Source organism: Oceanisphaera arctica (assembly GCF_002936955.1).
GTDB lineage: Bacteria > Pseudomonadota > Gammaproteobacteria > Enterobacterales > Aeromonadaceae > Oceanimonas > Oceanimonas arctica.
The window spans coordinates 20144-46133 of record NZ_MPZM01000002.1; the positions used below are offsets into that span (position 1 = coordinate 20144).

General features: G+C 58.4%; 22 protein-coding genes. 12 read left to right on the top strand and 10 right to left on the bottom strand.

The genetic code is table 11. From position 1 onward, the window contains the following. Positions 1-106 precede the first annotated feature (106 nt). A complete protein-coding gene (locus tag UN63_RS01320) occupies positions 107-1612 on the bottom strand; it encodes a Na+/H+ antiporter NhaC family protein (RefSeq protein ID WP_104484986.1) in 1506 nt (501 codons plus the stop codon). A gap of 418 nt (positions 1613-2030) precedes the next feature. On the opposite strand from UN63_RS01320, the gene UN63_RS01325 reads away from it, so the two are divergent. Next, on the top strand, positions 2031-3758 hold the full coding sequence (locus tag UN63_RS01325) for a potassium/proton antiporter (protein WP_104484987.1): 1728 nt from the start codon (positions 2031-2033) through the stop codon (positions 3756-3758). 169 nt (positions 3759-3927) lie between these two features. Here UN63_RS01325 and UN63_RS01330 read toward each other — a convergent pair whose 3' ends face one another. From UN63_RS01330 to ppnP, 4 genes are all read right to left on the bottom strand, one after another. Next, positions 3928-4329, bottom strand: a complete 402-nt coding sequence (locus UN63_RS01330; RefSeq protein ID WP_104484988.1) for a rhodanese-like domain-containing protein — start codon at positions 4327-4329, stop codon at positions 3928-3930. 134 nt (positions 4330-4463) lie between these two features. Next, entirely contained in the window at positions 4464-4913 is a 450-nt protein-coding gene (locus UN63_RS01335; protein ID WP_104484989.1) for a YtoQ family protein, read from the bottom strand. A 119-nt stretch (positions 4914-5032) separates the two neighbouring features. After that, positions 5033-6115 (bottom strand): PQQ-dependent sugar dehydrogenase, encoded by a 1083-nt coding sequence (locus tag UN63_RS01340; protein WP_104484990.1) that lies wholly within the window; start codon positions 6113-6115, stop codon positions 5033-5035. Positions 6116-6206: 91 nt separating this feature from the next. Next, positions 6207-6521 (bottom strand): pyrimidine/purine nucleoside phosphorylase, encoded by a 315-nt coding sequence (gene ppnP / locus UN63_RS01345; protein WP_104484991.1) that lies wholly within the window; start codon positions 6519-6521, stop codon positions 6207-6209. Between the two features lie 232 nt (positions 6522-6753). Between ppnP and ovoA the strand changes: the two genes are divergently transcribed. Next, entirely contained in the window at positions 6754-8868 is a 2115-nt protein-coding gene (gene ovoA, locus UN63_RS01350; protein ID WP_104484992.1) for a 5-histidylcysteine sulfoxide synthase, read from the top strand. 570 nt (positions 8869-9438) lie between these two features. Here the strand turns inward: ovoA and UN63_RS01360 are convergent. Beyond that, on the bottom strand, positions 9439-10860 hold the full coding sequence (locus tag UN63_RS01360; RefSeq protein WP_104484993.1) for a uracil-xanthine permease family protein: 1422 nt from the start codon (positions 10858-10860) through the stop codon (positions 9439-9441). A gap of 356 nt (positions 10861-11216) precedes the next feature. Next, positions 11217-12029 carry a posphoenolpyruvate synthetase regulatory kinase/phosphorylase PpsR gene (gene ppsR, locus UN63_RS01365; RefSeq protein ID WP_104484994.1) on the bottom strand — a complete coding sequence of 271 codons (813 nt, stop codon included), beginning with the start codon at positions 12027-12029 and terminating at the stop codon, positions 11217-11219. 186 nt (positions 12030-12215) lie between these two features. Between ppsR and ppsA the strand changes: the two genes are divergently transcribed. The 4 genes from ppsA (at position 12216) to queE (ending at position 16557) form a co-directional block, all read left to right on the top strand. After that, positions 12216-14594 (top strand): phosphoenolpyruvate synthase, encoded by a 2379-nt coding sequence (gene ppsA, locus UN63_RS01370; RefSeq protein WP_104484995.1) that lies wholly within the window; start codon positions 12216-12218, stop codon positions 14592-14594. 195 nt (positions 14595-14789) lie between these two features. Further along, a complete protein-coding gene (queC, locus tag UN63_RS01375) occupies positions 14790-15497 on the top strand; it encodes a 7-cyano-7-deazaguanine synthase QueC (RefSeq protein WP_104484996.1) in 708 nt (235 codons plus the stop codon). Further along, a complete protein-coding gene (gene queD, locus UN63_RS01380; protein ID WP_104484997.1) occupies positions 15485-15841 on the top strand; it encodes a 6-carboxytetrahydropterin synthase QueD in 357 nt (118 codons plus the stop codon). The genes queC and queD overlap by 13 nt, the downstream gene beginning before the upstream one ends. Then, positions 15838-16557, top strand: a complete 720-nt coding sequence (gene queE, locus UN63_RS01385; protein WP_104484998.1) for a 7-carboxy-7-deazaguanine synthase QueE — start codon at positions 15838-15840, stop codon at positions 16555-16557. Before queD ends, queE begins: the two co-directional genes overlap by 4 nt. A 309-nt stretch (positions 16558-16866) precedes the next feature. On the opposite strand, the gene UN63_RS01390 is transcribed toward queE, so the two are convergent. After that, a complete protein-coding gene (locus UN63_RS01390) occupies positions 16867-17628 on the bottom strand; it encodes a molybdopterin-synthase adenylyltransferase MoeB (protein WP_104484999.1) in 762 nt (253 codons plus the stop codon). After that, positions 17628-18869, bottom strand: coding sequence for a molybdopterin molybdotransferase MoeA (gene moeA, locus UN63_RS01395; protein ID WP_181068139.1), 1242 nt, complete (start codon positions 18867-18869; stop codon positions 17628-17630). The genes UN63_RS01390 and moeA overlap by 1 nt, the downstream gene beginning before the upstream one ends. Before the next feature lie 170 nt (positions 18870-19039). Here moeA and folE point away from each other — a divergent pair, with 170 nt between their 5' ends. After that, entirely contained in the window at positions 19040-19696 is a 657-nt protein-coding gene (gene folE / locus UN63_RS01400; RefSeq protein WP_104485000.1) for a GTP cyclohydrolase I FolE, read from the top strand. A gap of 168 nt (positions 19697-19864) precedes the next feature. Here folE and UN63_RS01405 read toward each other — a convergent pair whose 3' ends face one another. Continuing rightward, complete coding sequence (locus UN63_RS01405; RefSeq protein WP_104485001.1) at positions 19865-20755, bottom strand: LysR family transcriptional regulator; 891 nt, start codon at positions 20753-20755, stop codon at positions 19865-19867. Between the two features lie 183 nt (positions 20756-20938). On the opposite strand from UN63_RS01405, the gene UN63_RS01410 reads away from it, so the two are divergent. The 5 genes from UN63_RS01410 to speA all read left to right on the top strand — a co-directional run bounded on the left by UN63_RS01410 (position 20939) and on the right by speA (position 25875). Then, positions 20939-21502 carry a YceI family protein gene (locus UN63_RS01410; RefSeq protein WP_104485002.1) on the top strand — a complete coding sequence of 188 codons (564 nt, stop codon included), beginning with the start codon at positions 20939-20941 and terminating at the stop codon, positions 21500-21502. A gap of 14 nt (positions 21503-21516) precedes the next feature. Next, positions 21517-22248, top strand: coding sequence for a hypothetical protein (locus UN63_RS01415; protein ID WP_104485003.1), 732 nt, complete (start codon positions 21517-21519; stop codon positions 22246-22248). A gap of 123 nt (positions 22249-22371) precedes the next feature. Beyond that, positions 22372-22644, top strand: a complete 273-nt coding sequence (locus UN63_RS01420) for an Rdx family protein (RefSeq protein WP_104485004.1) — start codon at positions 22372-22374, stop codon at positions 22642-22644. Between the two features lie 163 nt (positions 22645-22807). Next, a complete protein-coding gene (locus UN63_RS01425; RefSeq protein WP_104485005.1) occupies positions 22808-23743 on the top strand; it encodes a patatin-like phospholipase family protein in 936 nt (311 codons plus the stop codon). A 227-nt stretch (positions 23744-23970) separates the two neighbouring features. Then, positions 23971-25875, top strand: coding sequence for a biosynthetic arginine decarboxylase (speA, locus tag UN63_RS01430; protein ID WP_104485006.1), 1905 nt, complete (start codon positions 23971-23973; stop codon positions 25873-25875). The last annotated feature ends 115 nt before the right edge of the window (positions 25876-25990 follow it).

Here is a 25990-nt window from a genome sequence, read left to right on the forward strand (position 1 = left end):
GAAGGGAATCGGTGCCTGGCAATCCGATCTTATGAAGCAATTAATGAAGGCAGTTATAAAAGAAAGTTATGAAGAAAGGGGGCCGCATGTCGCGGCCCCCTTATCATTAGGCGGTCTGTACCTGCAGGCGACGGCTTTGCAGCCGGGACAGCAACACTACCAGCACCAGCTGGGTGGCGATGGCGGCCAGCAACACCAGCGGGCTTTCTACCCAGCCGGCCACCACAAAGCCGGCCAGTGCAATGCTGCCGTTCAGCAGGGCGTAGGGCAGCTGAGTACGGAAGTGCTCAAACTGATCGCAGCCCGAGCCGGTGGACGACAATATGGTGGTTTCCGAAATCGGCGAGCAGTGATCGCCAAACAAACCGCCCGAGAGCACGGCACCGATGCAGGCATACAGGGGCGCATCTATGGCCACGGCGGTGGGGATCACCAGCGGCATCATGATGGCGAAGGTACCCCAGGAAGAGCCGGTGGCGAAGGATATTACTGCCGACAGCAAGAAGGCCACCGCCGGTACCAGCCAGGCGGGGAAGCCGGCCTGGGCCCGCTCGGCGATGTAGGCGGCGGCGCCCAGATCCTTGCCCACGCTGCTCAGGGTCCAGGCCAGGATCAGCACTATGGCCACCTGCATCATGTTGCCCATGCCCTTGAGATACACGGCGATGCCGTCGGTCACCCGGCGCACGCCGTAGCTGGCCATCAGGATGATCAGGGTCATGGCCGCCATGAAGTAGGCGGTAGAGAGGGCCGCGCGGAATACCGAGCCCGATACCTTTTCAAACGGAAAGCCCAGGGGGCCCAGCATGGCGGCCAGTACGCCGGCCATCACCAGTAGTGGCGCCCACACGAAAGAGGCACGGGCGTTGTCGTGGCTGAACAGGCTCTGCTGCTCTTGCGGGCCGGTGGAAATTTCGCCCCGTTCGGCGGCGCGTTCGGCCTCGGCCATGGGGCCGAAGTCCAGCTTCTTGAAGGCAATCAGCGGCACTATGGCCACCGCCAGCACGGCGTAGAACTGAAACGGAATGGCCGAAATAAAGGCTTCCCAGTCGGTCAGCGGCAGTTCAAGGGCATTAAATTCCTTTTGCAGCAGGCCCATGATGTACACGCCCCAGCCGATAAAGGGCACCAGAATCGCCACCGGCGAGGCGGTGGAGTCGATGATGAAGGCCAGCTTCTGGCGCGACAGTTTGAGCTTATCGAACAGCGGCCGGAATACCGGACCGACGATCAGAGGCGTGCCCAGATCGGAAAAGAAGATGACGATGCCGCCCAACCAGGCTGCCACCTGCGCACGGCACTTGGTGCTGACCCAGTGGGTGACCTTGCGGGCAAAGGCCTGACCGCCGCCGGATTGTTCCATCAGCGCCACAAAGCCGCCGATAAACACCAGCAGCACCAGCACGCCGGCGTTATAGCTGTCGGTCAGCTGGCCCACCAGGTGGTCTTTGACCAGAATGCCGAAATTGTCGAGCGGATGGTGCCAGTCGTTAAGCATCACCACGCCGCTGGTTACACCGGCAAAGAGGCCAATCACCACGTTGCGGGTGCCAAGCGATAGCAGCAGGGTGATCGCTATGGGGATCAGCGAGCTGATATGGGTTTGTTCCATCAAGGTGTCCTTCCTGAACGGCATCTGCACCGGCGGGCGAGGGCCTGCGGGTGTCGATTGAGAAGTAAATGAAGCGCTGGACTTTAAAGAAGGCGGGCCGTGGCCGCAACAGGATAATGTGTTTTTAATAGTAAAATATGCACAACAGTCGATATTTTAATCTTTGAAAGGCCTGTTTAACCCCTTTTAATTAATCAAATGAGTCCTTTTTTGGAATTTTTATTCACTTTGAGATGTACGGGGGGAATGTTGTTTGGTGGGTGAGATTCAGTTAGGCGGCGCGCACATCATGAAAAATGGAGATTATGTATATTTTTTGCATATATATTTTTTAAAAACGGCTAAAAATTCAATATCAACGGATGCCCCCGGCTGTGATATAACAGTTACATCTAAAAACCCTGTCGGAACTCACTAATTGGACAATATAGAGCATCTTTTTCTGCTGACCGGGGTTTTGCTGTGTTTAAGCGTGCTGGCGACCCTGTTGTCAGCGCGTTCCGGCATTCCCATTCTGCTTATCTTTCTGCTGATCGGCATGCTTGCCGGTGAAAGCGGACCTGGCGGTATCGAGTTTGAAAGCTATTCGATGGCCTATGCCGTCGGCAACCTGGCATTGGCCATCATACTGCTGGACGGCGGCATGCGCACCCGCATGGAGACTTTTCGGGTAGGGCTGCGTCCGGCGCTCAGCCTCGCCACCCTGGGGGTGGTGATCACCAGCGGTATTACCGGGCTGCTGGCGGTGTATATTCTGGACTTGAGCTGGATGCACGGTCTGCTGCTGGGCTCCATTGTCGGCTCGACCGATGCGGCGGCGGTGTTTTCGCTGCTTAGCGGCAGGGGCATGCACCTTAACCAGCGGGTAGGGGCCTCGCTCGAAATCGAGTCGGGTACCAACGATCCCATGGCGATTTTTCTGACCCTGACTCTGATTGGCCTGATCACCGGCGAGATGAACGGCACCGGCGATACCCTGCTGTTTCTGTTGACCCAGTTCGGCATCGGGGCCATCGCCGGGGTGCTGGGGGGCCTGTTGCTGGTGCAGTTGATCAAACGCATCGGGCTGGCCTCGGGCCTGTATCCCATTCTGGTCACCGGCTTCGGGCTGGCGTTGTTTGCGCTTACGGCGCTGCTGGCGGGCAGTGGTTTTCTGGCTGTATATCTGGCGGGTCTGGTGGTGGGTAATGCCCGCCTGAGGCACATGGAGTCGATTTTGCCGGTGTTCGATGGTTTGGCCTGGCTCAGCCAGATCGGGCTGTTTTTGGTGCTGGGGCTGCTGATTTCGCCCGCCGACATGTGGGCGATGGCGCTGCCCGCCAGCCTGATAGCACTGGCGCTGATTTTTATTGCCCGGCCGATGGCGGTGCTGGTGTCACTGGTGCCTTTCTTCCGTTTCAATGTGCGCGAACTCGGCTTTATCTCCTGGGTGGGTCTGCGCGGCGCCGTGCCCATAGTGCTGGCGATTTTCCCCTTGATGGCGGGCATACCGGAAGGGGCCATGATCTTTAACGTGGCCTTTTTCGTGGTGCTGATTTCGCTGTTGGTGCAGGGCTCTACCTTGCCGCAGATGGCCCGTCTGCTGAAGGTGGAAGTACCGCCCGAGCCGGCGCCCCGGCGCCGCTCCATGCTGGGTATTTTTCAGGAAGACGACTTCGAGATGTTCCTCTATACGGTCAGCAGCGAGGCGATAGACGGCGTTGTGGTGCGTCAGCTCACCTTTCCGCCCCATTGTCGGGTGGCGGCGGTGTTTCGGGGTGACAACCTGCTGCCGGCATCGGGCAGCACCCGACTGGCGCTGGACGATGTGCTTTGTGTGATCGGTCGCAGCAATCACCTCAAGACCCTGAACAACATGTTTGGCGGTGATTTGGATGCGGCGCGTAGCAAGGCGCGGGCCTTCTTCGGTGACTTTATTCTGGATGCGGATGCGCGTATGGGCGACGTGGCGCTGATGTATGGCGTGGACGTGGACGAGAGCGAAGCCGATTTGAACCTGGGCGCTTTCATGCTGACCCACAGCAACGGCCACCCCGTGGTGGGGGATCACTTCGTGCGTTATGACATGGTGTGGACCGTGGCCGACGTAAATGGCGACCAGGTGCTCAAGGTGGGCTTGCGCGAACACGAAATCGACAAGGCCTGATCACCTTTTGAATCCGGACACCAGAGGCAATCTCTGTGGCCTCTTTTGGTACACCGCGCTGCCTGCAGACTACGTCCACAGGCGACGGCGGAGTGGGCCCTTTGTGCGGATTGAGATGACACTCAAACAGATCGACTGTTTACTGGAATAGTCATGACATGGGTAGGTGTCAGTGTAACGGCGGTGTTTCCGTATACGAGGTGTGTTCAAGCGAGAGGGGGGCGGTCTGGATTAGCTCCGGCAGCGAGTCTGCCTGTAGAGTGGCGAAACCTCTGGTCTTGAGCTCATCCAGCCCACCAGTATCGCTCACCTGCTGATAACCCAGTGTCTGCAGAGCTTCCCAGGCCTGTTGCGCCCGGTGATCATCCCTGTCATACAGCTTGAGTGGGGTGGTTTTATCCGGATAGCGGGCGGTCACGCCCTGGGCGATGCGGGTATGGGGAATATGAATGGCATCTGCCAGATGTTCCCGGGCGTACTCTTCGGGGCTGCTCACATCTATCCACACCGGTTCTGCTGCCATCAGCGGCATCGCCAGACTCAGCAACAGCGCGGTCATCCAGTTGTTCATGGGGGAAGTACCTCTGTTTCAATCACGGCAAGTGTAAAACAGAAGCGGCTGGAATATCCGGGCGGGAAGGGTCTGAGCCGACAGAACCCGGCACAGCAATAAAGAAATCCCCCGCCGGAGCGGGGGATTGAGCATCAGGACAGCAGGTAAGACAGAATTTCCACTACCTGTTCCGGATGGCGGCAGGTGGCCTTGGCGGCTTCGTCCACTTCCTTCAGGGCGTGGTCGTGCTCGGCATCATGCAGGGTGATGATGGGTTTGCCGGAGGCAACGGCAAAACCGGCGTCAAAGGCGGCATTCCACTGCTTGTATTTGGGTCCGAAGCGAACCACGACCACATCGGCCTGCTTGATGTGGGTAGAGGTGCGAATGCTGTTGATGCCGGAGGCCTTTCGGTCGCGCCAGAAGTTATCTTCTTCGCTGCCCAGAATGTTCACGCCCACCATGTCGCTGGCGTCGTGAACGGTCACCGCCGAGTTGAACTCTACTGCCAGGCCCTGGGCCTTGGCGCCTTCGATAATACGCTCACGCCAGTCGCTGTGGATTTCGCCGGACAGATACACATTCCAGATTTTCTGACTCATTATGTATTCCTTTTTGTTCACAAAGGTAATTGAAATAAAATACAGTTGTTAAAGGTTAACGCATTTTCACACTAAAATCAGCCCTGAGGTAGTGCCATCAGCGGAAGAAAACGCTTTAGCTAAAGCGGCGGCATCAGCTTGAGCAATTTGCCGTTGCTTTCATCGGTAAGCACATAGATGCCGCCATCGCGAGCCTGCACCAGGGTACGAATGCGGCTGCCCAGCTCGCTCAGCAGATGATGCTCCTGTGTTACCTGCTCGCCGTCCAGCGTGAGTCGCACCAGCTTGCGGCCTTTCAACGCACCGATAAAGAGCGAGTCTTGCCACTGGGGGAACTGGCTACCGGTATAGAACAGCATGCCGGAGGGAGCAATAGAGGGCACCCAGACCCAGAGTGGGTCTTCCATCTCCGAATGGTGAGATCCCTCACCGATGGCGCCGCCACTGTATTCCTGACCGAAGGTCACCACCGGCCAGCCGTAGTTGGCGCCGGCCTTGATAATGTTCACTTCATCACCACCGCGAGGGCCATGTTCCTGAGCCCAGAGCACGCCGCTACCAGGATGAATGGCGGCACCCTGTATGTTGCGATGACCATAACTCCAGATGGCGGGCAGGGCATAGGGCCGGTCGATGAAAGGGTTGTCTTTGGGCACCTGGCCGTCGTCATGCAACCGGATAATTTTGCCGAGATGATTGTCGAGCTGCTGGGCCATGTCTCGGGAGTGGTAACGTTCGCCGGTGGTAATGAACAGATAGCCCTGAGGGTCGAAGGCCAGGCGGGAGCCAAAATGGGCGCTGCCCGAGGTTTTGGGGTATTGCTCGAATATCACCTGCTGTTCAATCAACCGGTTGCCGGTCAGTCTGGCCCGGGCCACGGCGGTACCGGCGCCACCGGGGCCAGGTTGGCTGTAACTGAAATACAGCCAGAGGTTGTCGGCAAAGTCCGGGTGCAGTGCCAGATCAAGCAAACCGCCCTGGCCGCCGCTGGCAATCTCGGGCAGGCCGTCGATAAGGGTGCGGCTGCCATCGGCATTCAGACGCAGCAAGCGGCCCCGGCGCTCGCCGATCAATAGCTCGCCATTGGGCAGCTCAACCAGCCCCCAGGGGTGCTGCAGCCCGTCGGCCAGAGTCTCAATTCGATATTCGTCGGCGGTCAGCGGCGTGGCCAGCAAGCCCAGTAACAGCAATAACATGCGCATAAGGTTCTCCCCTGAATGACGGGGTAACTATAGCGGGGTTGGGGAGGGGGGAGACACCCTGCCCCGAAAGGCAGAGTGCTTGGCTCAAGTCTTACTCGAAGTAAGAGCAGCAGTAATCCACCAGGCTGTGGATTTTTAGCTTGAAGATGGCGTTGGCGGGAATTTCGAAAGACTCGCCGCCCTTGATGGTCTGCCAGCTGTCGCTGCCCGGCAGCTGCACTTCCAGCTCGCCGTCGATAATTTCCATCAGCTCGGCCGCCGCGGTGTCGAAGGTGTACTCGCCCGGCAGCATGATGCCGAGGGTCTTGCGACTGCCATCGGCGAATTTGACCACCCGGCTGGTGACCTTGCCGCCGTCGTAGACATTGGCTTTCTTGATGACGGTAACGTTGTCGAATTGAGTCATGATACTTCCTGTAATGATGAAAAAATCGGGGCCATGTTTATAGCACAAGGCCGGAGGCTTGAAACCGGTTTTTTGTTGGTGGTGGCGTTATCCCGTTTATGCTTAACAGAAAGAGATGATGACGTTAGCGGGTCTCATGCTCAGGGTGCAGGCTCTGCCTGTTGCAGGCATCAGGCTACTTGACCATTACAGACCAACAACAATAAAGCGGTTATCAATCAGGGAATATGCCATGGAAACTTTAGCAGAGGCGGTGACCCGAACCCCCTTGCTGACCGGCACCTCGGTCGAACAGAAGCGGGAAGAAATCCAGTGTTACTTTCATCAGACCTTTACCCTTTATGAGCGCCTGTTCGACTGCATCAACAGCGACGAGGCTTATTATTTTTTCCCGGAGCCGCTGCGTCATCCGTTGATCTTCTACTTCGGACACACCGCCGTGTTCTTCATCAACAAGCTGTTGCTGGGCAAATACCGGGACAGCCGGCTGGACGAGCGGCTGGAGTCGATGTTTGCCATCGGCGTGGACGAAATGTCCTGGGACGATTTGAACGAAGCCCATTACGACTGGCCCACTGTGGCCGAAACTCGCGCCTACCGCACCCGGGTGCGGGAGCTGGTCGACCGCCTGATCTCCGAGATGCCGCTGACCTTGCCCATCACCCAGGACTCACCGGCCTGGATAGTGCTGATGGGCATAGAGCACGAGCGCATTCACCTCGAGACCTCGTCGGTGATCATGCGCATGCTGCCGCTGCAATATCTGGATGCAAAGCCGCTGTGGGCGGACTGCAATGAGTCGGGCCCGGCGCCGGAAAACGCCTTGCTACCGGTAGAAGGTGACACCCTGACCCTCGGCAAGCCGGCGTCGGCGGCGACCTACGGCTGGGACAACGAATACGGCCATAAAACCGTGGCGGTACCGCCGTTCAAGGTGGCGAAATATCTGGTCTCCAACGGCGAATATCAGGCCTTTGTGGCGGCCGGTGGTTACCAACAGCCTCGATACTGGACCGAGGAGGGACAGCGCTGGCTGGACTACACCGGGGCCAGGATGCCGCGCTTCTGGCATGAGCGTAACGGCGAGTATGTTCAGCGCAACCTGTGGCAGGAAATGCCGCTGCCGCTGAACTGGCCGGTGGAAGTGAATTACCTGGAGGCCAAGGCGTTCTGCAACTGGAAGGCGGAGCAGAGCGACACTTATGTGCGCTTGCCGACCGAGGCGGAATGGACCTTGCTGCGCAACCGGCTGGATGTCGATCAGCCCGACTGGGAACAGGCACCCGGCAACATCAATCTGGAATACCATGCCTCGCCCTGCCCGGTGAACCGCTTCGAGCACCAGGGATTATTTGATGTGATGGGCAATGTCTGGCAGTGGACAGAAACCCCGATAGACGGCTTCCCCGGCTTCGAGGTGCACCCGCTCTATGACGATTTTTCTACCCCGACCTTCGACGGACGCCATAACCTGTTCAAGGGGGGCTCCTGGATCTCGACCGGCAACGAGGCTACCCGTTATTCCCGCTATGCGTTTCGCCGGCATTTCTTTCAGCATGCGGGCTTTCGATACATTGAATCCGATCACGCAGAGGTACCCGTGGAACCTGTAAATACCTATGAAACCGACGCTTTGGTGGTCCAGTATCTGGAGTTTCACTATGGCGACAGCTACTTCAATGTGCCCAACTATCCGGTGGCCTGCGTGCAGGCGCTGCTGGCGCAGACGCCGGGCCTGAGCCGGGGCAAGGCCCTGGATCTGGGTTGCTCGGTGGGGCGTGCCAGTTTCGAGCTGGCCCGTCACTTCGATCATGTCGATGGCATCGATTTTTCTGCCCGTTTCATTCAGCAGGGCTTTCAGCTCAAGGAAAGCGGCCAGACCCGCTTTGCCATTCCCACCGAAGGGGAGCTGGTGGAATTCAAGGAAACCAGCCTCGGTGAGCTGGGCTATGCCGGGCTGGCCGACAAGATTGATTTTGTGCAGGGCGATGCATGTAACCTCAAGCCCCGTTTTACCGGTTATGATCTGATCTTCTGCGGCAACCTCATCGACCGGCTCTACGATCCGGAGTTGTTCCTGAGCCAGGTACACGATCGGCTGAATACCGATGGCTACCTGGTGCTGACCTCACCCTACACCTGGCTGGAAGAATATACCCCCAAAGCCAAATGGCTGGGCGGCATCAAGATCAACGGCGAGAATTCCACCACCCTGGATGGCCTGAAAGCGACCCTGAGCGAGCGCTTCGATCTGGCGGGGCAGCAGGACATTCCCTTCGTGATCCGCGAAACCCGGCGCAAGTTTCAGCACACCCTGGCCGAGATGACGGTGTGGAAGCTGAAATAAGCCGGCTTCGAGCGGCTGTAATGAATGATCAGGCGCAGGGTAGAATTTATTCGGCCAAGGGGGATACGCAGACCTAGCGGTCCAGAACTCTATGGGACGGGCTGGCTTACGGTTTTTGTAGCCGCCGCTTCAGCTGGCGGATCAGACCACACAAGCCCTTCAGGCGATATGCAGTTCTTACAGACATGCGTTGCCTGCAGGCTTGCGCCGCCTAAAGCGGCGCCTAAAGCGGCGCCTAAAGCGGCGCCTAAAGCGGCGCCTAAAGCGGCGCCTAAAGCGGCGCCTAAAGCGGCGCCTAAAGCGGCGCCTAAAGCGGCGCCTAAAGCGGCGCCTAAAGCGGCGCCTAAAGCGGCGCCTAAAGCGGCGCCTAAAGCGGCGCCTAAAGCGGCGCCTAAAGCGGCGCCTAAAGCGGCGCCTAAAGCGGCGCCTAAAGCGGCGCCTAAAGCGGCGCCTAAAGCGGCGCCTACAATCTCGTCTCCGGAGTTCAGACAAAAAGCCGGTCATCAGACCGGCTTTTAACAGGAACATCAGCAGTTATGGGTATTCATCCTTGCCTTCAGGCTTACCCTTTCAGTTGCTGGCTTCCATCTTCATGTCTTTGTTCTGAAAGCTGGCATCACACTTTTCGCCACCATCACCACCGTTCATTTCCCGCTCGATCTGCTCGCGCTCGCGGGCTTCGTCTTTCAGCGACTTTTGCGGCAGAATCATGTTCAGTACAAAGGCGACGGTAGCAGCCACGATAACCGGCGAGCCAATCAGCATGCGGGCGGTGTCGGGTAGCTGGGCAATGGCTTCGGGTACGGTATTGATACCCATGGCCAGGGCCACAGCCAGCGCGGCGATGGTGATGTTGCGGGAAGACAGTTCGTCTTTTACCAGCAGCTGGATACCGGTCATGGTGATCATGCCAAACACTATGATGGTGGCACCACCCAGTACCGGGTAGGGGATGGTGGTCATGGCGGCACCGAACTTGGGCAGCAGACCGGCCAGAATCAGGAAGACGGCGGCAATACCCAGTACGTAGCGGCTAATCACCTTGGTCATGGCCACTATGCCCACGTTCTGGCTGAACGAGGCGGTAGGCAGACTACCGAAGCAAGAGCCAACCAGAGTGCACAGACCGTTACCCAGCAGGCCGCCGGACAACTCGCTGTCTTTCATTTCACGACCCATGCCGCCAATAGCGGTGGCCGACAGGTCACCGATGGTCTGTACCGAGTTGACGATACAAATCACCACCATGGAGATCACGGCGGAGGTATGGAACTCGATGCCCATCGCAAAGGGGGTGGGGATCATCACCCAGGGCGCGTCGGCCAGGCGGGTAAAGTCGACCATGCCGAAGAAGAACGACATGGTGTAACCCACCAGAATGCCGACAATAATGGCCGCCAGACGAAAATAACCCTTGGCAAATTGTGAACAGCACAGTACCACGGCCAGTGTGGTCAGACCCACCAGCCAGTTCTGACCGCTGCCAAAGCCTTCGGCGGCGGTGTTGCCGCTGCCGGCCATGTACTTGATGGCTATGTCATACAGAGACAAACCAATCACCAGCACCACGGTACCGGCCACCACGGGCGGGAACAGGTGGCGTATCTGCTTGATGAAGATACCGACGATGATCATGGCAATGCCGCCGGCGATCTGGGCACCCAGAATACCGGGAATACCGTAGACGCTGCCGATGGCAATCAGGCTGGGTACGTAGGCGAAACCCACACCGAAGATAGTTGGCATGCCGGCACCCAGGCGGCCGACGGGGTAGAGTTGCAGCAGGGTAGACACACCGGAGAAAAACAGCGCTATCTGCACCAGCAGCATGGTTTCCTGGGCGGTGGCACCGGCCACACCGGCCACGATAAGCGGCGGCGTCACGGCACCCATGATCATCGCCAGTATGTGCTGGAACGAAAGCGGCAAGGCCTTGCCGAAAGAGGGCTTGCCATAGTAATCGAATACTGACTTGCTTTGATTGTGTTTCATTGCAATAAGTCCTGAGTGTTTCTCAAGTAGGTTTTGGCTTCCTTACTCACACGTTTTTTTGTTTTTTGTGTGCGGAGCAGGTCGCATCACCGGTATCGACATTATGCCGCCGGTGGCCCTGTTGAAAACCGGACTGTGCACATGATTGTGTTTCGCCAACTAAAAAAGGCATCACCAGCAATCAGGGTACAACCGGATGTTCACGTTCATAACCGAGGTTATGTTCTACGCCGTGCTGAGTTAAACTCTAGGTGCAATGTATACATTTTTGTAAACATCAAATCAACATTTTGTTTGTTTTTGTGTGCAATGTCTGGGGTTGGATCTCAGTTTTATGATGTTTTTATTGTGTTCAATCAATAAATGCGCCGCCGGATCCCGGTGCGCTCGAGGATCTTGACCGAAATTTCCTCTACCGAGTGATAGGTGGTATCGATAAAGGGAATCGCCTCCATGCGGAACATACGCTCCACCTGGCTCAGCTCGTATCGGCACTGTTCGGCGGCGGAGTAGCGGCTGTCGGCCCGTCGGCGCTGGCGGATTTCCTGCAGCCGGTTGGCGTCGATGGTGAGCCCGAACAGCTTGTGACGGTTGGCCTTGAGCGCGGGGGGCAGGGCCAGCCGGCTCATGTCCTGATCGATAAAGGGGTAATTGGCGACCCGAATACCGAACTGCAGGGCCAGATACAGGCAGGTGGGGGTCTTGCCGCAGCGAGACACGCCGACGAGGATGATATCGGCCTCGTCATACTCTTTGGTGGTGACGCCGTCGTCGTTGTCGAGGGCGTAGTTTACCGCATCGATACGTGAATCGTAATGCTTCTTGTTGTCCATGCTGTGGGTGCGGTGAGCGCGGGGATCGGCCTTGACACCGAGTTGTTGCTCTATGGGTGCAACAAAGGTGTTCAGGAAGTCGTAACACATGGCATCGCTGCTGGTGATGATGTTGCGCAGGGTGGTATCGACGATGGTATGAAACACCAGAGGCAGTTTGCCGCTTTGATGAAAACTGTCGTTGATTTTGGCTTTTACCGCCCGGGCCTTGTCTTCATCCTCCAGAAAGGGGATGGTAAAATGCTCAAAAGGCAGGGGAAACTGGCTCAGCACCGCATGGCCAAACACTTCGGCTGTGATCGCCGTCCCATCAGAAACATAAAAAACCGTGTGCATGGGGCCTCCAGATCTCACTTTTAGGTATTGGCGCAGGTTAAACGTTTACCCGCTTTTCGGCGCCATTGTAGAATCATTCGGTGCCAAGGCCCACCCGCACCATAAAATAATCAGGGCCCTGCAAAAAGCACATGATGCAGAGCGAGATACGCAACCCCCAGAAACATCTTTGTTGGAGACGTAGCAGTGAAGGAATATGTGATTTGGTACGAAAAGCTCGGTATGCAGGACGTAGACCGGGTAGGCGGCAAAAATGCCTCTCTGGGCGAGATGATCAGCCAGTTGGCCGGCGCCGGAGTCTCGGTGCCCGGCGGTTTCGCAACCACCGCCTACGCCTTTAACGAGTTTCTGGAGCAGAGTGGACTTAACGCAAAAATTCATGACTTGCTGGATACCCTGGATGTGGACAACATCAAGGCCCTGGGTGATGCCGGTCGTGACATTCGCCAGTGGGTGATTGATACGCCTTTCCAGCCCGAACTGGAAAGCGCCATTGCCGGCGCCTATGCCGAGCTGACCGGCCAGGCCGGCGATCAGGCCTCCTTTGCGGTGCGCTCTTCCGCCACCGCCGAAGACATGCCCGATGCCTCTTTTGCCGGCCAGCAGGAAACCTTCCTCAACGTGCGTGGCCTGGACTCGGTCATGGTGGCGATCAAGCACGTGTTTGCCTCCTTGTTTAACGACAGAGCCATTTCTTACCGGGTACACCAGGGCTACGACCATCGAGGTGTGGCGCTGTCTGCCGGCATTCAGCGCATGGTGCGTTCCGACATCGCCGCCTCCGGCGTCATGTTTACCCTGGACACCGAGTCCGGCTTCGATCAGGTGGTATTCATTACCTCTTCCACTGGTCTGGGCGAAATGGTGGTACAGGGAGCGGTCAACCCGGATGAATTCTATGTGCACAAACCAACCCTAAAGGCCGGCCGCCCGGCGGTGGTGCGCAAGACCCTGGGTTCCAAACTGCAGAAGATGATCTACGCCGAAGGCCTGGAGCTCGGCAAGCAGGTGGACATCAAGGAAACCACCAGAGAAGAGCGGCGCAGCTTCTCGCTGACCAACGACGAAGTGATGGAGCTGGCCAAGCAGGCGGTGATCATCGAAAAACACTACGGCCGCCCGATGGACATCGAGTGGGCCAAGGACGGCATCGACGGCCAGCTGTATATAGTACAGGCTCGCCCCGAAACCGTGCGCAGCCGTCAGGACACCAACGTGCTGGAGCGTTTTGCGCTGGCCGAGCAAGGTGAAGTGATCGTCGAAGGGCGTGCCATTGGTCACAAGATTGGTGCCGGCCCCGCCAAGGTCATTGCTTCTCTCGATCAGATGGATGATATCAAGCCTGGCGACGTGCTGGTCACCGACATGACCGACCCGGACTGGGAACCGATCATGAAACGGGCCGCCGCCATCGTCACCAATCGTGGTGGTCGTACCTGCCATGCGGCCATCATTGCCCGTGAGCTGGGTATTCCTGCCGTGGTCGGTTGTGGTGACGCCACAAAGCGCATCAAGGATGGTCAGGAAGTGACCGTATCCTGCGCTGAGGGCGATACCGGCTTTATCTATCAGGGTCAGCTCGAGTTCAACATCAATACCTCCGAAGTCGGCTCCATGCCGGTCTCGCCGGTCAAGGTGATGATGAACGTGGGTAACCCGGATCGGGCCTTCGATTTCGCCCAGCTGCCCAACGCCGGCGTGGGTCTGGCACGGCTGGAATTCATCATCAACCGCATGATTGGCGTGCATCCCAAGGCGCTGCTGAATTACGACACCCAGAGCCCCGAGCTCAAGCTGAAGATCGACGAGATCATCGCCGGCTACGAGAGCCCGCGCGAATTCTTCGTGGCCAAGCTGGCCGAAGGGATCTCTACCCTGGCCTGTGCCTTCTGGCCGGAGCGGGTGATCGTGCGGATGTCCGACTTCAAGTCGAACGAATACGCCAACCTGCTGGGCGGTGACGCCTATGAGCCGGACGAAGAAAACCCCATGCTGGGTTTCCGTGGCGCCTCCCGCTATATCTCCGAAGACTTCCGTGACTGTTTCGCCATGGAGTGCGAGGCGATGAAGCGGGTGCGCAACGACATGGGCCTGACCAACGTCGAGGTCATGATCCCCTTCGTGCGGACCCTGACCGAAGCTGCTTCCGTGATCGACATTCTGGCGGAAAACGGCCTCAAACGTGGCGAAGCCGGGCTCAAGGTCATCATGATGTGCGAACTGCCCTCCAACGCCCTGTTGGCGGACAAGTTCCTGGCCTACTTCGACGGTTTCTCCATCGGCTCCAACGACATGACCCAGCTCACCCTGGGACTGGATCGGGACTCGGGTCTGGTGGCCGGCTCCTTCGACGAGCGCGACGAGGCGGTCAAGGCGCTGCTGTCCATGGCCATTCAGGCCGCACGCAAGGCCGGCAAGTACGTGGGCATCTGCGGGCAGGGTCCGTCGGATCACGCCGACTTCGCCGCCTGGCTGGTGGATCAGGGCATCGACTCGGTCTCCCTCAACCCGGACACAGTGATCGACACCTGGCTATACCTGGCCGAGCACTCGGTGAGCAAGTAAGCTTATTCGGTAAAATGTTAAAGGGCGCTTCGGCGCCCTTTTTTATGACAGGGAATAGGGATTAGGGACTTGGGATTAGGTAGTTTGTGTATCATGTCCCCATTCCCCCAGACTTGCGCTCACCGCCCACGGCGTTAAAATGCACCCCGCTTTTACTCCCGGTCGCAGCCTACCCGGACAAAACAAGGACACAATATGAAAGCATTACTGATCTGCTCCGGCGGATTCGATTCCGTGACCCTGGCCTATCGGCTGGCGGCGGAGCAATCCCTCGGTGCCTTGCTGACCTTCGATTACGGTCAGCGCCACAAGAAAGAAATCGATGCCGCCCGCCTTTGCGCCGAGCGGCTCGGTATACCTCATCTGGTGATGGACATCGGCCACATCGGCCGTCAGCTATCCGGCTCGGCGCTGACCGACGACATAGATGTGCCCCACGGCCACTACAGCGAAGAAAACATGAAGCTGACGGTGGTACCCAACCGTAACGCCATCATGCTCACCATCGCCTTCGGCGTGGCCGCCGCCCGCGACCTCGATACAGTCGCGTTGGCGGTACACGGCGGCGACCACTTCATCTATCCCGACTGTCGCCCCGACTTTATCCGCCTGTTTGGCGAGATGCAGGCCCGGGCGCTGGACGGCGTGGCCGAGGTAGCCCTGTACGCCCCCTATGTTGATGCCGACAAGACCGAGATTGCCCGGGATGCGGCGCGCTTTGCCGTGCCGGTGGCCGAGACCTGGTCCTGCTACGAAGGCGGTGAACTTCACTGCGGCCGCTGCGGCACCTGCGTGGAGCGTATTGAAGCCATGACCCTGGCGGGCGTGGTGGATCCGACGTCTTATCGGGATGAACAATACTGGCGGGAAGCGGTGGCGAGGGTGAATAAATGTACACCATAAAGAAAGAGTTTCATTTTTCCGCCTCCCACCAGTTGCTCCAGATGCCGGACTGGCACCCCTGTGCCCGGCTGCATGGCCACAACTATGTAGTGGTGATCGAACTGCAAAGCGAGACCCTGGATCAGTACGGCTTCGTGCGGGATTATCTGGAGCTGAAGGCGTTCAAGGACTACATCGACGAGCAGCTGGATCACCGTCATCTCAACGAGGTGTTGGGTGACGCGTGCACCACCGCCGAACGGTTGGCTCGCCACCTGTTCGACTGGGCCTGCGCCCGTTGGCCCGAGGTGAGCGCCGTATCGGTCTCGGAAACCCCCAAGACCTGGGCGGAGTACCGGCCATGAGCATCGCCATCAGCGAAATCTTCGGCCCCACCATACAGGGCGAAGGGGCCCTTATAGGCGTGCCGACCCTGTTTGTGCGCACCGGTGGCTGTGATTTTCGTTGCAGCTGGTGCGACACCCTCTATGCGGTAGAGCCTCGCTTCAAGGCCGACTGGACACCCATGAGTGCCGAAGCAGTCATGACCGAGGTGAATGGCCTGAGTGGTGGCCATCCTCTGCTGGTGACGCTGTCCGGTGGCAATCCGGCGCTGCAGCCGCTGACCGAACTGCTCGAGCTGGGCCATGCCCAAGGCTACACCTTCGCCATGGAAACCCAGGGCAGCAAGGTGCAGGACTGGTTTGCGATGCTCGATCATCTGACGCTCAGCCCCAAGCCGCCGTCTTCCGGTATGGCCTTCAACCGCAGCCGGTTCGAGGCCAGCCTGGCCGCAGCCGGTGATCAGACTCAAGTCAGCCTCAAACTGGTGATCGCCGACGAGGCCGATTACCAGTGGGCGAGGGACGTGGCAGCTGGCTACCCGCAACTGCCGCTGACCCTGCAGCCCTGCAACCCGTCTCCGGCCACGCCCGAGCAGCCGGATCTGGAAACCGACACCGAGTCGCTCAACTCCCGCTTGCGCTGGCTGGTGGACAAGGTCACCGCCGACCGCTGGTTCAATGCCCGGGTACTGCCCCAGCTGCACGTCCTGATCTGGAATAACGAACGCGGGGTGTAGCGCCACCGGCATCAGCGGACAAAGGGTCAGCTCAGCCGACTCGCCGTAAATACATCCTTGTAGGCTCAGCCGCGCCATCCGTGGCGCGGATGGTCGGCTGAGCAGATCCCTTTGTCCTCCAACAAGCACCTGAGTCGCCTGTTGGCGGTGTCTGAAGGCAACTCGGGTGGCAAGAGGAGGTAACAGGGAGCGCCTCCCGCGACCGTGACATGCCAGGGATGGCATGTCCGAGCTTACATGGATGTACTTGTAGCGTGTCGAGGGAGGTGACCCTGTTACCTCTGGAACTACGACTCTACAGCACACCGCCTATGGTGACGAATTCCCCCCACATATTGGGCAGTCGGGTGTCTTGGGCAGGGTCAGCTCCCGGGTGCCGAGGTTGAGGCCGTCGACCAGCAGCAGTTTGCCTTTGGGCGAGCGGCCCATGTTGGCCAGCAGCTTGATGGCCTCCAGCGCCTGCAAGGAGCCCATCACGCCCACCATGGGCGCCAAGACGCCGGCTTCCACACAACTCAGGGTGCCGGTGCCCATCAGCCGGCTCAAACAGCCGTAACAGGGTTCGTCGTCGCCATAGGTAAAGATGCTGAGCTGGCCTTCCATGCGGATCACCGCCGCCGACACCAGGGGGACTTTGGCGGCGAAACACAGACGATTAACCCGCTGGCGGGTCTCCAGATTATCGGTGCCGTCGAGTACCAGCTGGTGTTGGGGGATCAGTTGGCTGAGCAGGGCCTCGTCGGCGTCACAGGCGTGGGTAACCACCTTTATATAGGGATTGGCGGCGTGCAGGCTGTCGGCGGCGGAGTCCACCTTGAGTCGACCGATATCGCTGTCTTGATGCAGCACCTGACGCTGCAGGTTGGACAGCTCCACCCGGTCGTGATCCACCAGGGTGATCCGGCCCACCCCGGCTACCGCCAGATACTGGGCGGCGGCGCAGCCCAGGCCTCCGGCGCCGATGATCAGCACGGCGGCATTTTTCAGGGCTTCCTGCCCCTCGATATCGAACTGGCGCAGCACTATCTGGCGGTTGTAGCGCAGCCATTCTTCATCACTGAGCTGCAGCATTACCAGTACAGTCCGTCGATCAGCTCCAGGGTGACCATTTCTCCTTCGGCCACGTTGCCTCTGTCCTGCTCCAGGTGCAGCAGGCAATTGGCCTCGGCCATGGCGCTGAAGACCGCCGAGCTTTGTGCGCCGGCGGCTACGACGCCCAGGTTGCCGTCGGGCTGGGTGCTGACGATGCCACGCTGAAAGTCCATGCGGCCGGGGCTTTTTTTGAACGGCATCAGCGTCTTCGCCTGCAGGGTGGGGGTTGGTGCCAGGGTTTCACCGGCCAGTTTGGCCAGAGCCGGGCGAACCATCAGATGAAAGGTGACGGCGGCCGACACCGGGTTGCCGGGCAGGCCGAAGAAGGGGCAGTCGTTGATGTGACCGAAGGCGAAGGGTTTGCCGGGTTTGACCGCCAGCTTCCAGAAGCCGATGCGGCCAACGTCTTCCAGCACCTGCTTGGTGTAATCCGCATCACCCACAGAAACGCCACCGGAGGTGATCAGGGCGTCGGCCTCATTAGCGGCCTTGAGAAAGGCCTGACGGATAAGCGCAGGATCGTCATCGATAATGCCATAATCGATGACCCTGATGCCGAGTCGTTCGAGCATGGCGCCGATGCCGATGCGGTTGGAGTCATAAATATCGCCGGGGGCGAGCAGTTCGCCCGGGCTTTTCAGCTCGTCACCGGTAGAGAGCAGCGCGACCGTCAGTGGGCGACGAACATACAGCTGCTCCAGCCCCAGCGACGACAGCACCGACAGCACTCGGGCGTTGATGCGGGTGCCGGCGGCAAAGACCCGCTCGCCCTGGGCCAGATCCTCGGCAGGCAGGCGCACATGCTGGCCCTCGGTCACCGGGCCCCGGGGATAGATGACGTTGTGTTCGGACCGGCAGTTTTCCTGCATCACTACTGTGTCGGCACCGATGGGCAGGGCGGCGCCGGTCATGATGCGTACGCATTCGCCGGGGCCGACCCGACCGTTGAACGGATGGCCAGCCAGGCTGGTGCCGATCAGGGTGAGGGCCGCATCGTCCGTTACATCGGCGGCACGCAGGGCGTAGCCGTCCATCGCCGAGTTGGCGAAGGAGGGCACGTCGATGGGAGAGTGAATATCGTCGGCCAGAATCCGGTTCAGCGAATGTTCCAGAGAGATGATGTCGCTGTCTGTTATTGCCTCAAGACGAGAGAGCATGTCGTGTTTGGCGTCGAGGTAAGGACGCAGCCCGGGTTGGCTGTCGCAATCATGAGTGGCCATGTTCGGTTACCTGTTATGGGGACGGTTGAGTTTATTATTCCAGTTTAAATTTTTTTTGTCATCTTTCTCTGAAGGTTAGGAGATGAATCCATCATTCACACCGGACCCTAAATGCACTACCATCCATGCAGTTTGTTTTACCGCTTTTTATTTATTCAACGGAGCCTGTCATGACCGCTTTGAGCGATGCCGCTATTCGAGTTCGTTCTGCCCTTGAGGCGAAAGGGCTGGAAACCCCGATGAAGGGTAATACTCTGACCCTGGATGAAAAACAGTCCCGTATTACCGGGTTGATGACCGAGATGATGGACGTGCTGGGTCTGGATCTTGAAGATGACAGCCTGGCCGAAACCCCGAAGCGCATCGCCAAGATGTATGTACGAGAAATTTTCTCCGGACTGGATTACAGCTACTTCCCCAAAATCACCTTGATTGAGAACAAGATGAAGGTGGATGAAATGGTGCAGGTGCGGGACATCACCCTGACCAGTACCTGCGAGCACCACTTCGTGACCATCGACGGCACGGCCACCGTGGCCTATATTCCGCGCAGCAAGGTGATTGGTCTGTCGAAGATCAACCGCATCGTGCAGTTTTTTGCCCGTCGGCCTCAGGTGCAGGAACGACTGACCCAGCAGGTGCTGGTGGCACTGCAGGAGCTGCTGGAGTCGGATGACGTGGCGGTCAGCATTACCGCAACCCACTACTGTGTGAAGGCCCGGGGCGTGATGGATGCCACCAGCAGTACCACCACCACCTCCCTCGGCGGTATTTTCAAGAGCCGGCCCGAAACCCGTCAGGAGTTTCTCGGCGGCGTGGTTCGTTAAATATCGGTCCGGATAAGTAGATCACAGGCCAGATACCGAACGCAGACACGCCGTAAACCCATCCATGGGGGCTCTACTGCGCCTTCCCTGGCGCAGAAGGTCTGCTTAACGGTATCTTGCCTCTGCTCCTCAGGATGATGAGCAATGAGAACAGACATCCACCCCGCCTCAATGGTCGGGTGAATGTTTAAAGCAGTCTTCCATGTATTCCACGAAGCACTTGACCCGGCTGGGCAGAAAATGCCGATGCGGGTACAACAGATTCAGGCTGACCGTCGGCAGTTCGAAGTCTTCCAGAAGCGGTAGCAGCTCCCCCTTTTCCAGATAATCCTCCACGATAAAGCGGGGCTGCATGATGATGCCCATGCCCTGACTGGCAGCCAGCGCCAGTGCCCGACCGGTATTGGCGCGCATGGCGCCTTTGGGCCGAACCTGATAGTGATGCCCCTTCTGCTGATAGCTCCATTGCGGCTCGCTCAGGGTATAGAGCAGGCAGTTATGATCCGGGAGCTGCGAGGGATGGGTCGGGGTGCCATGTCGGGCCAGGTAATCGGGGGCGGCACAGGTGATCAGCGACATCTGCGCCAGTGGCCGGGCAATCAGCGACGAGTCGGGCAGGGCGCCGATGCGCAGCGCCAGATCGAAGTTTTCCTCCACCAGCGCCACCAGACGGTCGCTGTACTCCAGATTGAGCTGTATGTCCGGATAACTGCGGTGAAATTCCGCCAGCAGCGGCGCCACCTTGAGGGTGCCGAAGTCCATGGGCACAGAGATGCGAATAGGGCCGCTGGGCCGGCGACTGTGATCCGAGATCATGGCGTCGGCCTGCTCCAGCTCGGCCAGAATGGCATGGCAGCGTACATAATAGAGCTGTCCGGCTTCGGTCACGCTGACCCGTCGGGTGGTACGCATCAGCAGGCGGGCGTTAAGATGCTGTTCCAGCAGGCCCACCTGCTTCGACACCATGGCGACCGACAACTCCAGCTGTTGCGCGGTTTTGGTAAAGCTCTGCAGCTCCACTACCTTGCAGAAGGTTCGAATGGCGGATAATTGATCCACGGCATATTCTCCTCTGTGATGTTTGTTGTCTTGAGTGGGACGAAGCGTCGCCATTATTAACTAAAAGTTGATAATGTTTTAGTTAAGTTATAATTGTTCTCGTTTGCAAGGCATCCTACTATCTAGTCCAGATTAATCATGTGGCGCTATCTGCGCCTGATTTCGGCAGTAACGGAGATTCCTATGAATACGAAAAAAATAGCCCTGCTTGTTTCTTCTCTGGCACTGGCCGGCCCGGTTGTGGCCGCCGATTACAAGGTGGATCCGGCCCATACCACCGCCGTTTTTGAAGTGAGCCACATGGGTTTCAGCACCTTGATGGGTCGCTTTAACGAGCTTGAGGGCAGCTACCAGTTCGACGCGGACAATCCTGCTGCCGCCAAGGCCAGCTTTACCATAGAGGCCGATAGCGTCGATACCAACCACAAGGAACGGGATAAGCACCTTCGCAGCCCCGATTTTTTCGACGTACGCCAGTATCCGACCCTGAATTTTGCCAGCACCGGTTATGAAGGTGATAAAGAGGGCGGCAAGCTGAGTGGCGACCTGACCGTGCATGGCGTGAGCCAGCCGGTGACCTTCGACGTCAGCTTTATCGGTGAAGGCGAAGATCCCTGGGGTGGCTATCGTAACGGTTTTAATGCCGAGACGACCATCAAGCGCAGTGACTTCGGCATGAGTTACGGCCTGCCCGGCGTGGGTGACGACATTCAGATCAAGCTGTTTGTCGAAGGCATTCGTCAGTAAATTCGGGGGTTGATATGGGCGTGGATCTGCTGATGCAGACGCTGCTGCCTGCCATGTTTGCGGGCGCCATCGGCTGGTGGCGCCCGCCTGCATTCTGGTGGCTGGCAGGGTTGGCGGTGTGGGTGACTATCGGTTGGGCATCCGGCTGGTATCTGTTACCGACCAAGGGTACCCAGTGGTTGCCGTTTGCCCTCTGGGCGGTGGCGCTGTCCGAGTTGTTACCGGGCCTGTGGCGTCGGGTGTTGTCGCCGCTGCTGACAAGCGGGGTATTTCTGCTGGCCCTGTGGCCCTTGCTGGGCCGTTATCCCGAGGCGTTGCTGGGTCTGGTGGTATTCTGGCTGTGGCAGGGTTGGCGTGAATGGCGCGGCGATACCGGCCGTGTCGGGCTGGGCTTTACCGCCGGAGGTGGTGCCTTCGCCATTACCGTGGCCATCGGCGGCAGCCTGCTGCTGGCCCAGCTCTCCGGATCCCTGGCGGTGCTGGCCGGCCTGCTGTGGTTGAGTGGCCTTACGCGCAAGGTGTCCGACCGCTACCTTACCGGCGCCTATGTGTTGCTGCTGACCCTGTGCTGGCAGTATATTCCCATGGACTGGTGGCTGGTGGCCCTGGCCCTGGTGCCACCACTGGTGGAGCAGGGGCTGCGCCATAAGGGAGTCTGGTGGTCGGCTCTGGCGGCGGTGGTCTCGGCGGTGCTGGTGGGGGCGCTCGGCCTCTGGCTGGTGTGGCCTCAGGACTCGTTATACTGATACTCATGTTATAAAAAGGGGTCGGCGTCGATACATAGACGCCGACCCCTTTTTCGTTCTGATACTTTTTTTGTTTCGAGATTTTTTATTCCGAGACTTTTTGTTCTGATACAAGGAAACACCATGAAACCGAGAGTGGAAATTCGCTACTGTTCCCTGTGCCGCTGGCTGTTGCGTTCGGCCTGGCTGGCGCAGGAAATATTGTCGACCTTCAATGACGAGGTGGGCGAGGTGGCTCTGATCCCGGGCGAAAAAGGCCAGTTTCAGATCATCGTCGACGGCACCCTTATCTGGTGTCGGGTAGCCGACGAGGGTTTTCCCGAGGCCAAGGAAATCAAGCAGCGGCTGCGGGATCATATCGCACCGGACAAAGACCTGGGGCACAGCGACCGTTAACGCCATGGTTCGCCGGGCGCGCCGTGGATTAGCTATGATTTGAGTATCGGGTCGGGTTCGGGACACCCGCCTGCAACCTGAATAATAATACCAAATGAGTCCCAATTCCGTCTCGATGACGGTGCTCTGGTACCATTTATACGGTTTGATGAAGGGAATCACCATGACCAACCATGTTCCGATCAGTCTTGGCCATATCGCCCCCCTGTATGCCAATGTCGAGGGCCTGAACGGCAAACTGGCTCTGGTGTGTGAAGGGGGCGGCCAGCGGGGAATTTTTACCGCCGGAGTGCTGGATGTATTTATGGAGGCCCGCTTCGACCCCTTCGATATCCTGATCGGTACTTCGGCCGGGGCCCAGAATTTGTCCGCCTTTGTGTGCGATGCCCGGGGCTATGCCTGCAAGATTATCGGCGAATACACCACCCGTACCGAATTTTTTCGTCCGCTGCACTTTGCCCGTGGTGGCGATCTGGTGGATCTGGACTGGTTCTTCGAGGTATTGACCCGGGGGCTACCGCTGGATATCGACACCGGTCGCAAACGACTGAACGGGCGCGAGCTGCTGTTTTGCAGCACCCGTACCGGGGATTACCAACCCCATTATTTTCACCCGGCCGAGAGCGACTGGATGCTGGGGTTGAAGGCGTCCAGCGCCATTCCGCTGTTTTATCGGGCCGGGGTGGAGTGGCAGGGAGAGCGCTATGTGGACGGCAGCGTCGCCGATGCCATTCCAGTGCGTGAGGCGTATCGCCGGGGGGCTCGCACCATAGTGGTGATCCGTACCGTGCCCCAGCACAGCCGCTTCAGTCCGCACTGGGCGCGCAAGCTGGAAGGCTGGATAGGCCGTGAGCGGATGGGCGATTTGATGCAGATAGTGGAGGCCCACGAACGCTGCTTTAACGACTTCCACGACTTCATGCGCTCGCCGCCGGAGGATACGCGGGTGATCGAGATTTTTCCGCACCAGTCGCTGCACAGCCGGGTGCTGGGCTCGAGCCGGACACAGCTGGATCAGGACTATGAACTGGGGCGGCGCAGCGGTTTGTATTTTCTGCAGACGCTGGGGCCGGCGCTGGAGGTACTGGCTGCGCAATAAAGTGGCCGCAAGCGCTCTCATGTACTGGTCAGCGCCCGACTCTGTGTGTAGACTCGGCTCCCGTTTTTCAAGACAAGCCATACCGATGGTCATTAATATTAATGTCACGGAGATACTTGCTGAAGCGCCGAACGCTCTATACCCTCCGAGCGTCACAAAATTATCGTACCGGGCCTTATACAGGTCCGGATCTTCTATGACCCTTACACTCAAAGGGGACAAAGAATATGGCTGAATGGTCCGCAAACGACGCGCTCAAAGTGTACAACCTGCCTTACTGGGGCGCGGGTTTCTTTCATCTGGATGATCAGGGACGGGTGGTGGTTACCCCCGATAAAACCCGACCCGAGGCCAAAGTAGTGGTGTCCGAGGTGGTCGAGCAGCTCAAGGCCGAAGGCTACGCCGCGCCGGTGCTGCTGCGTTTTCCCGATATTATCAAAAGCCGTATCGACGCCCTGTTCAATGCCTTTAGTGGCGCCATCGAAGATTATGGTTACGAAGGCGATTACCTGACCGTTTACCCGATCAAGGTCAACCAGCAGCGCGGTGTGCTGGACGCGGTCACCAAGGCCTACAAAGACAAGCCTCGTCTGGGCTTGGAAGCCGGCTCCAAGCCGGAGCTGCTGGCGGTACTGGCTCACAGCCACGAAACCGAGTCGGTGATCGTCTGTAACGGTTACAAAGACAAGGAATATATTCGTCTGGCGCTGCTGGGCACCAAGATGGGCCATCAGGTCTATATCGTCATCGAAAAGCTGTCCGAGCTGACCATGGTGATGGACGAGGCCAAACGCCTCAATGTAGCCCCCCGTCTCGGTGTGCGTGCACGACTGGCCTCGCAGGGCGCCGGCAAATGGCAGTCCAGCGGTGGCGAAAAGTCCAAATTTGGTCTGAGTGCGGCCCATGTGCTGAGCTTGGTCAAGCAGTTGCGCGATGCGGACTGCCTGGACTGGCTGCAGCTGCTGCACTTTCATCTGGGTTCCCAGATTGCCAACATTCGCGATATCCAGAAAGGCGTGCGTGAATGCGGCCGTTTCTATGGCGAGCTGCGTCGTATGGGCGTGCCGGTCGACATCGTCGATGTGGGCGGTGGTCTGGGCGTGGATTACGAAGGGACCCGTTCACAGAGCTATTGCTCGGCCAACTATAACCTGCGCGAATACGCAAACAATGTGGTCTGGGGTATTGGTGATGTGTGTCGCGAGTTCGACCTGCCTTATCCGCTGATCATCAGTGAATCCGGCCGGGCCATCACGGCGCACCATGCCATGCTGGTCGCCGATGTGATCAGCACCGAATCGGCAAAACCCCAGGCGGCGAAAGCGCCGGCAGACGATGCCGCCTTCCTGCTGCAGAACATCTGGGAAACCTGGGAAGACCTGTGCCAGGAAGATCCGCCACTGCTCGAAATCTACCACGATACCGTGGCCGAGCTGGCCGATGTGCACCAGCAGTACAACATGGGTCTGATGACGCTGGAAGACAGAGCCTGGGCCGAGGAAATGCACCTCAACATCTGTCTGGGTATCAAGTCACGGCTGGATACGGTAAACCGGGCGCACAGACCCATTATCGACGAGCTGAACGAGAAACTGGCGGACAAGTGCTTCGTCAACTTCTCCCTGTTCCAGTCGCTGCCCGATGCCTGGGGTATCGATCAAATCTTCCCGGTATTACCGTTGGATGGTCTGGACCGGGCGCCGACCCGTCGCGCGGTGATCCTGGACATTACCTGTGACTCGGACGGTGCCATCGATCAGTATGTCGACGGCCAGGGTGTGGAAACCACACTGCCGATGCCGGAGTTTGTTCCCGGTCAGCCCCAGTATCTGGGCTTTTTCCTGGTGGGCGCCTATCAGGAAATTCTGGGCGACATGCACAATCTGTTCGGCGATACCCACAGCGCGGAAGTGTCTGTGGACGAGCAGGGCAAGGTGGTTATCAATAACGTGAAAGCCGGCAGCACAGTGGCCGACATGCTGCGTTATGTGGACATAGATCCGACGGTGATCAACGCCCGTTACGAAGTGCTGGTGAATCAGCCGGATCTGGACGAAGCCACCCGTACCATGATGCTGAAAGAGTTGTCAGCCGGTCTGGAAGGTTATACCTATCTGGAAGAAGAGCTTTAAGCAAAGCCGTAAAACGTAAGCGGTAAATGACAAGCGGGAAGTCGAGATCGACTTCCCGCTTTTTATTGTTCGCCTGACAGAAAACCAATACGGGCCTGGAGGCCGTATTTTTATG

Excerpts from the sequence above, each read along its gene's own strand:
- UN63_RS01320 (WP_104484986.1), bottom strand. The coding sequence starts at position 1,612 with ATGGAACAAACCCATATCAGCTCGCTGATCCCCATAGCGATCACCCTG.
- UN63_RS01330 (WP_104484988.1), bottom strand. The coding sequence starts at position 4,329 with ATGAACAACTGGATGACCGCGCTGTTGCTGAGTCTGGCGATGCCGCTG.
- UN63_RS01335 (WP_104484989.1), bottom strand. The coding sequence starts at position 4,913 with ATGAGTCAGAAAATCTGGAATGTGTATCTGTCCGGCGAAATCCACAGC.
- UN63_RS01340 (WP_104484990.1), bottom strand. The coding sequence starts at position 6,115 with ATGCGCATGTTATTGCTGTTACTGGGCTTGCTGGCCACGCCGCTGACC.
- ppnP (WP_104484991.1), bottom strand. The coding sequence starts at position 6,521 with ATGACTCAATTCGACAACGTTACCGTCATCAAGAAAGCCAATGTCTAC.
- ovoA (WP_104484992.1), top strand. The coding sequence starts at position 6,754 with ATGGAAACTTTAGCAGAGGCGGTGACCCGAACCCCCTTGCTGACCGGC.
- UN63_RS01360 (WP_104484993.1), bottom strand. The coding sequence starts at position 10,860 with ATGAAACACAATCAAAGCAAGTCAGTATTCGATTACTATGGCAAGCCC.
- ppsR (WP_104484994.1), bottom strand. The coding sequence starts at position 12,029 with ATGCACACGGTTTTTTATGTTTCTGATGGGACGGCGATCACAGCCGAA.
- queC (WP_104484996.1), top strand. The coding sequence starts at position 14,790 with ATGAAAGCATTACTGATCTGCTCCGGCGGATTCGATTCCGTGACCCTG.
- queD (WP_104484997.1), top strand. The coding sequence starts at position 15,485 with ATGTACACCATAAAGAAAGAGTTTCATTTTTCCGCCTCCCACCAGTTG.
- queE (WP_104484998.1), top strand. The coding sequence starts at position 15,838 with ATGAGCATCGCCATCAGCGAAATCTTCGGCCCCACCATACAGGGCGAA.
- UN63_RS01390 (WP_104484999.1), bottom strand. The coding sequence starts at position 17,628 with ATGCTGCAGCTCAGTGATGAAGAATGGCTGCGCTACAACCGCCAGATA.
- moeA (WP_181068139.1), bottom strand. The coding sequence starts at position 18,869 with ATGGCCACTCATGATTGCGACAGCCAACCCGGGCTGCGTCCTTACCTC.
- folE (WP_104485000.1), top strand. The coding sequence starts at position 19,040 with ATGACCGCTTTGAGCGATGCCGCTATTCGAGTTCGTTCTGCCCTTGAG.
- UN63_RS01410 (WP_104485002.1), top strand. The coding sequence starts at position 20,939 with ATGAATACGAAAAAAATAGCCCTGCTTGTTTCTTCTCTGGCACTGGCC.
- UN63_RS01415 (WP_104485003.1), top strand. The coding sequence starts at position 21,517 with ATGGGCGTGGATCTGCTGATGCAGACGCTGCTGCCTGCCATGTTTGCG.
- UN63_RS01420 (WP_104485004.1), top strand. The coding sequence starts at position 22,372 with ATGAAACCGAGAGTGGAAATTCGCTACTGTTCCCTGTGCCGCTGGCTG.
- UN63_RS01425 (WP_104485005.1), top strand. The coding sequence starts at position 22,808 with ATGACCAACCATGTTCCGATCAGTCTTGGCCATATCGCCCCCCTGTAT.
- speA (WP_104485006.1), top strand. The coding sequence starts at position 23,971 with ATGGCTGAATGGTCCGCAAACGACGCGCTCAAAGTGTACAACCTGCCT.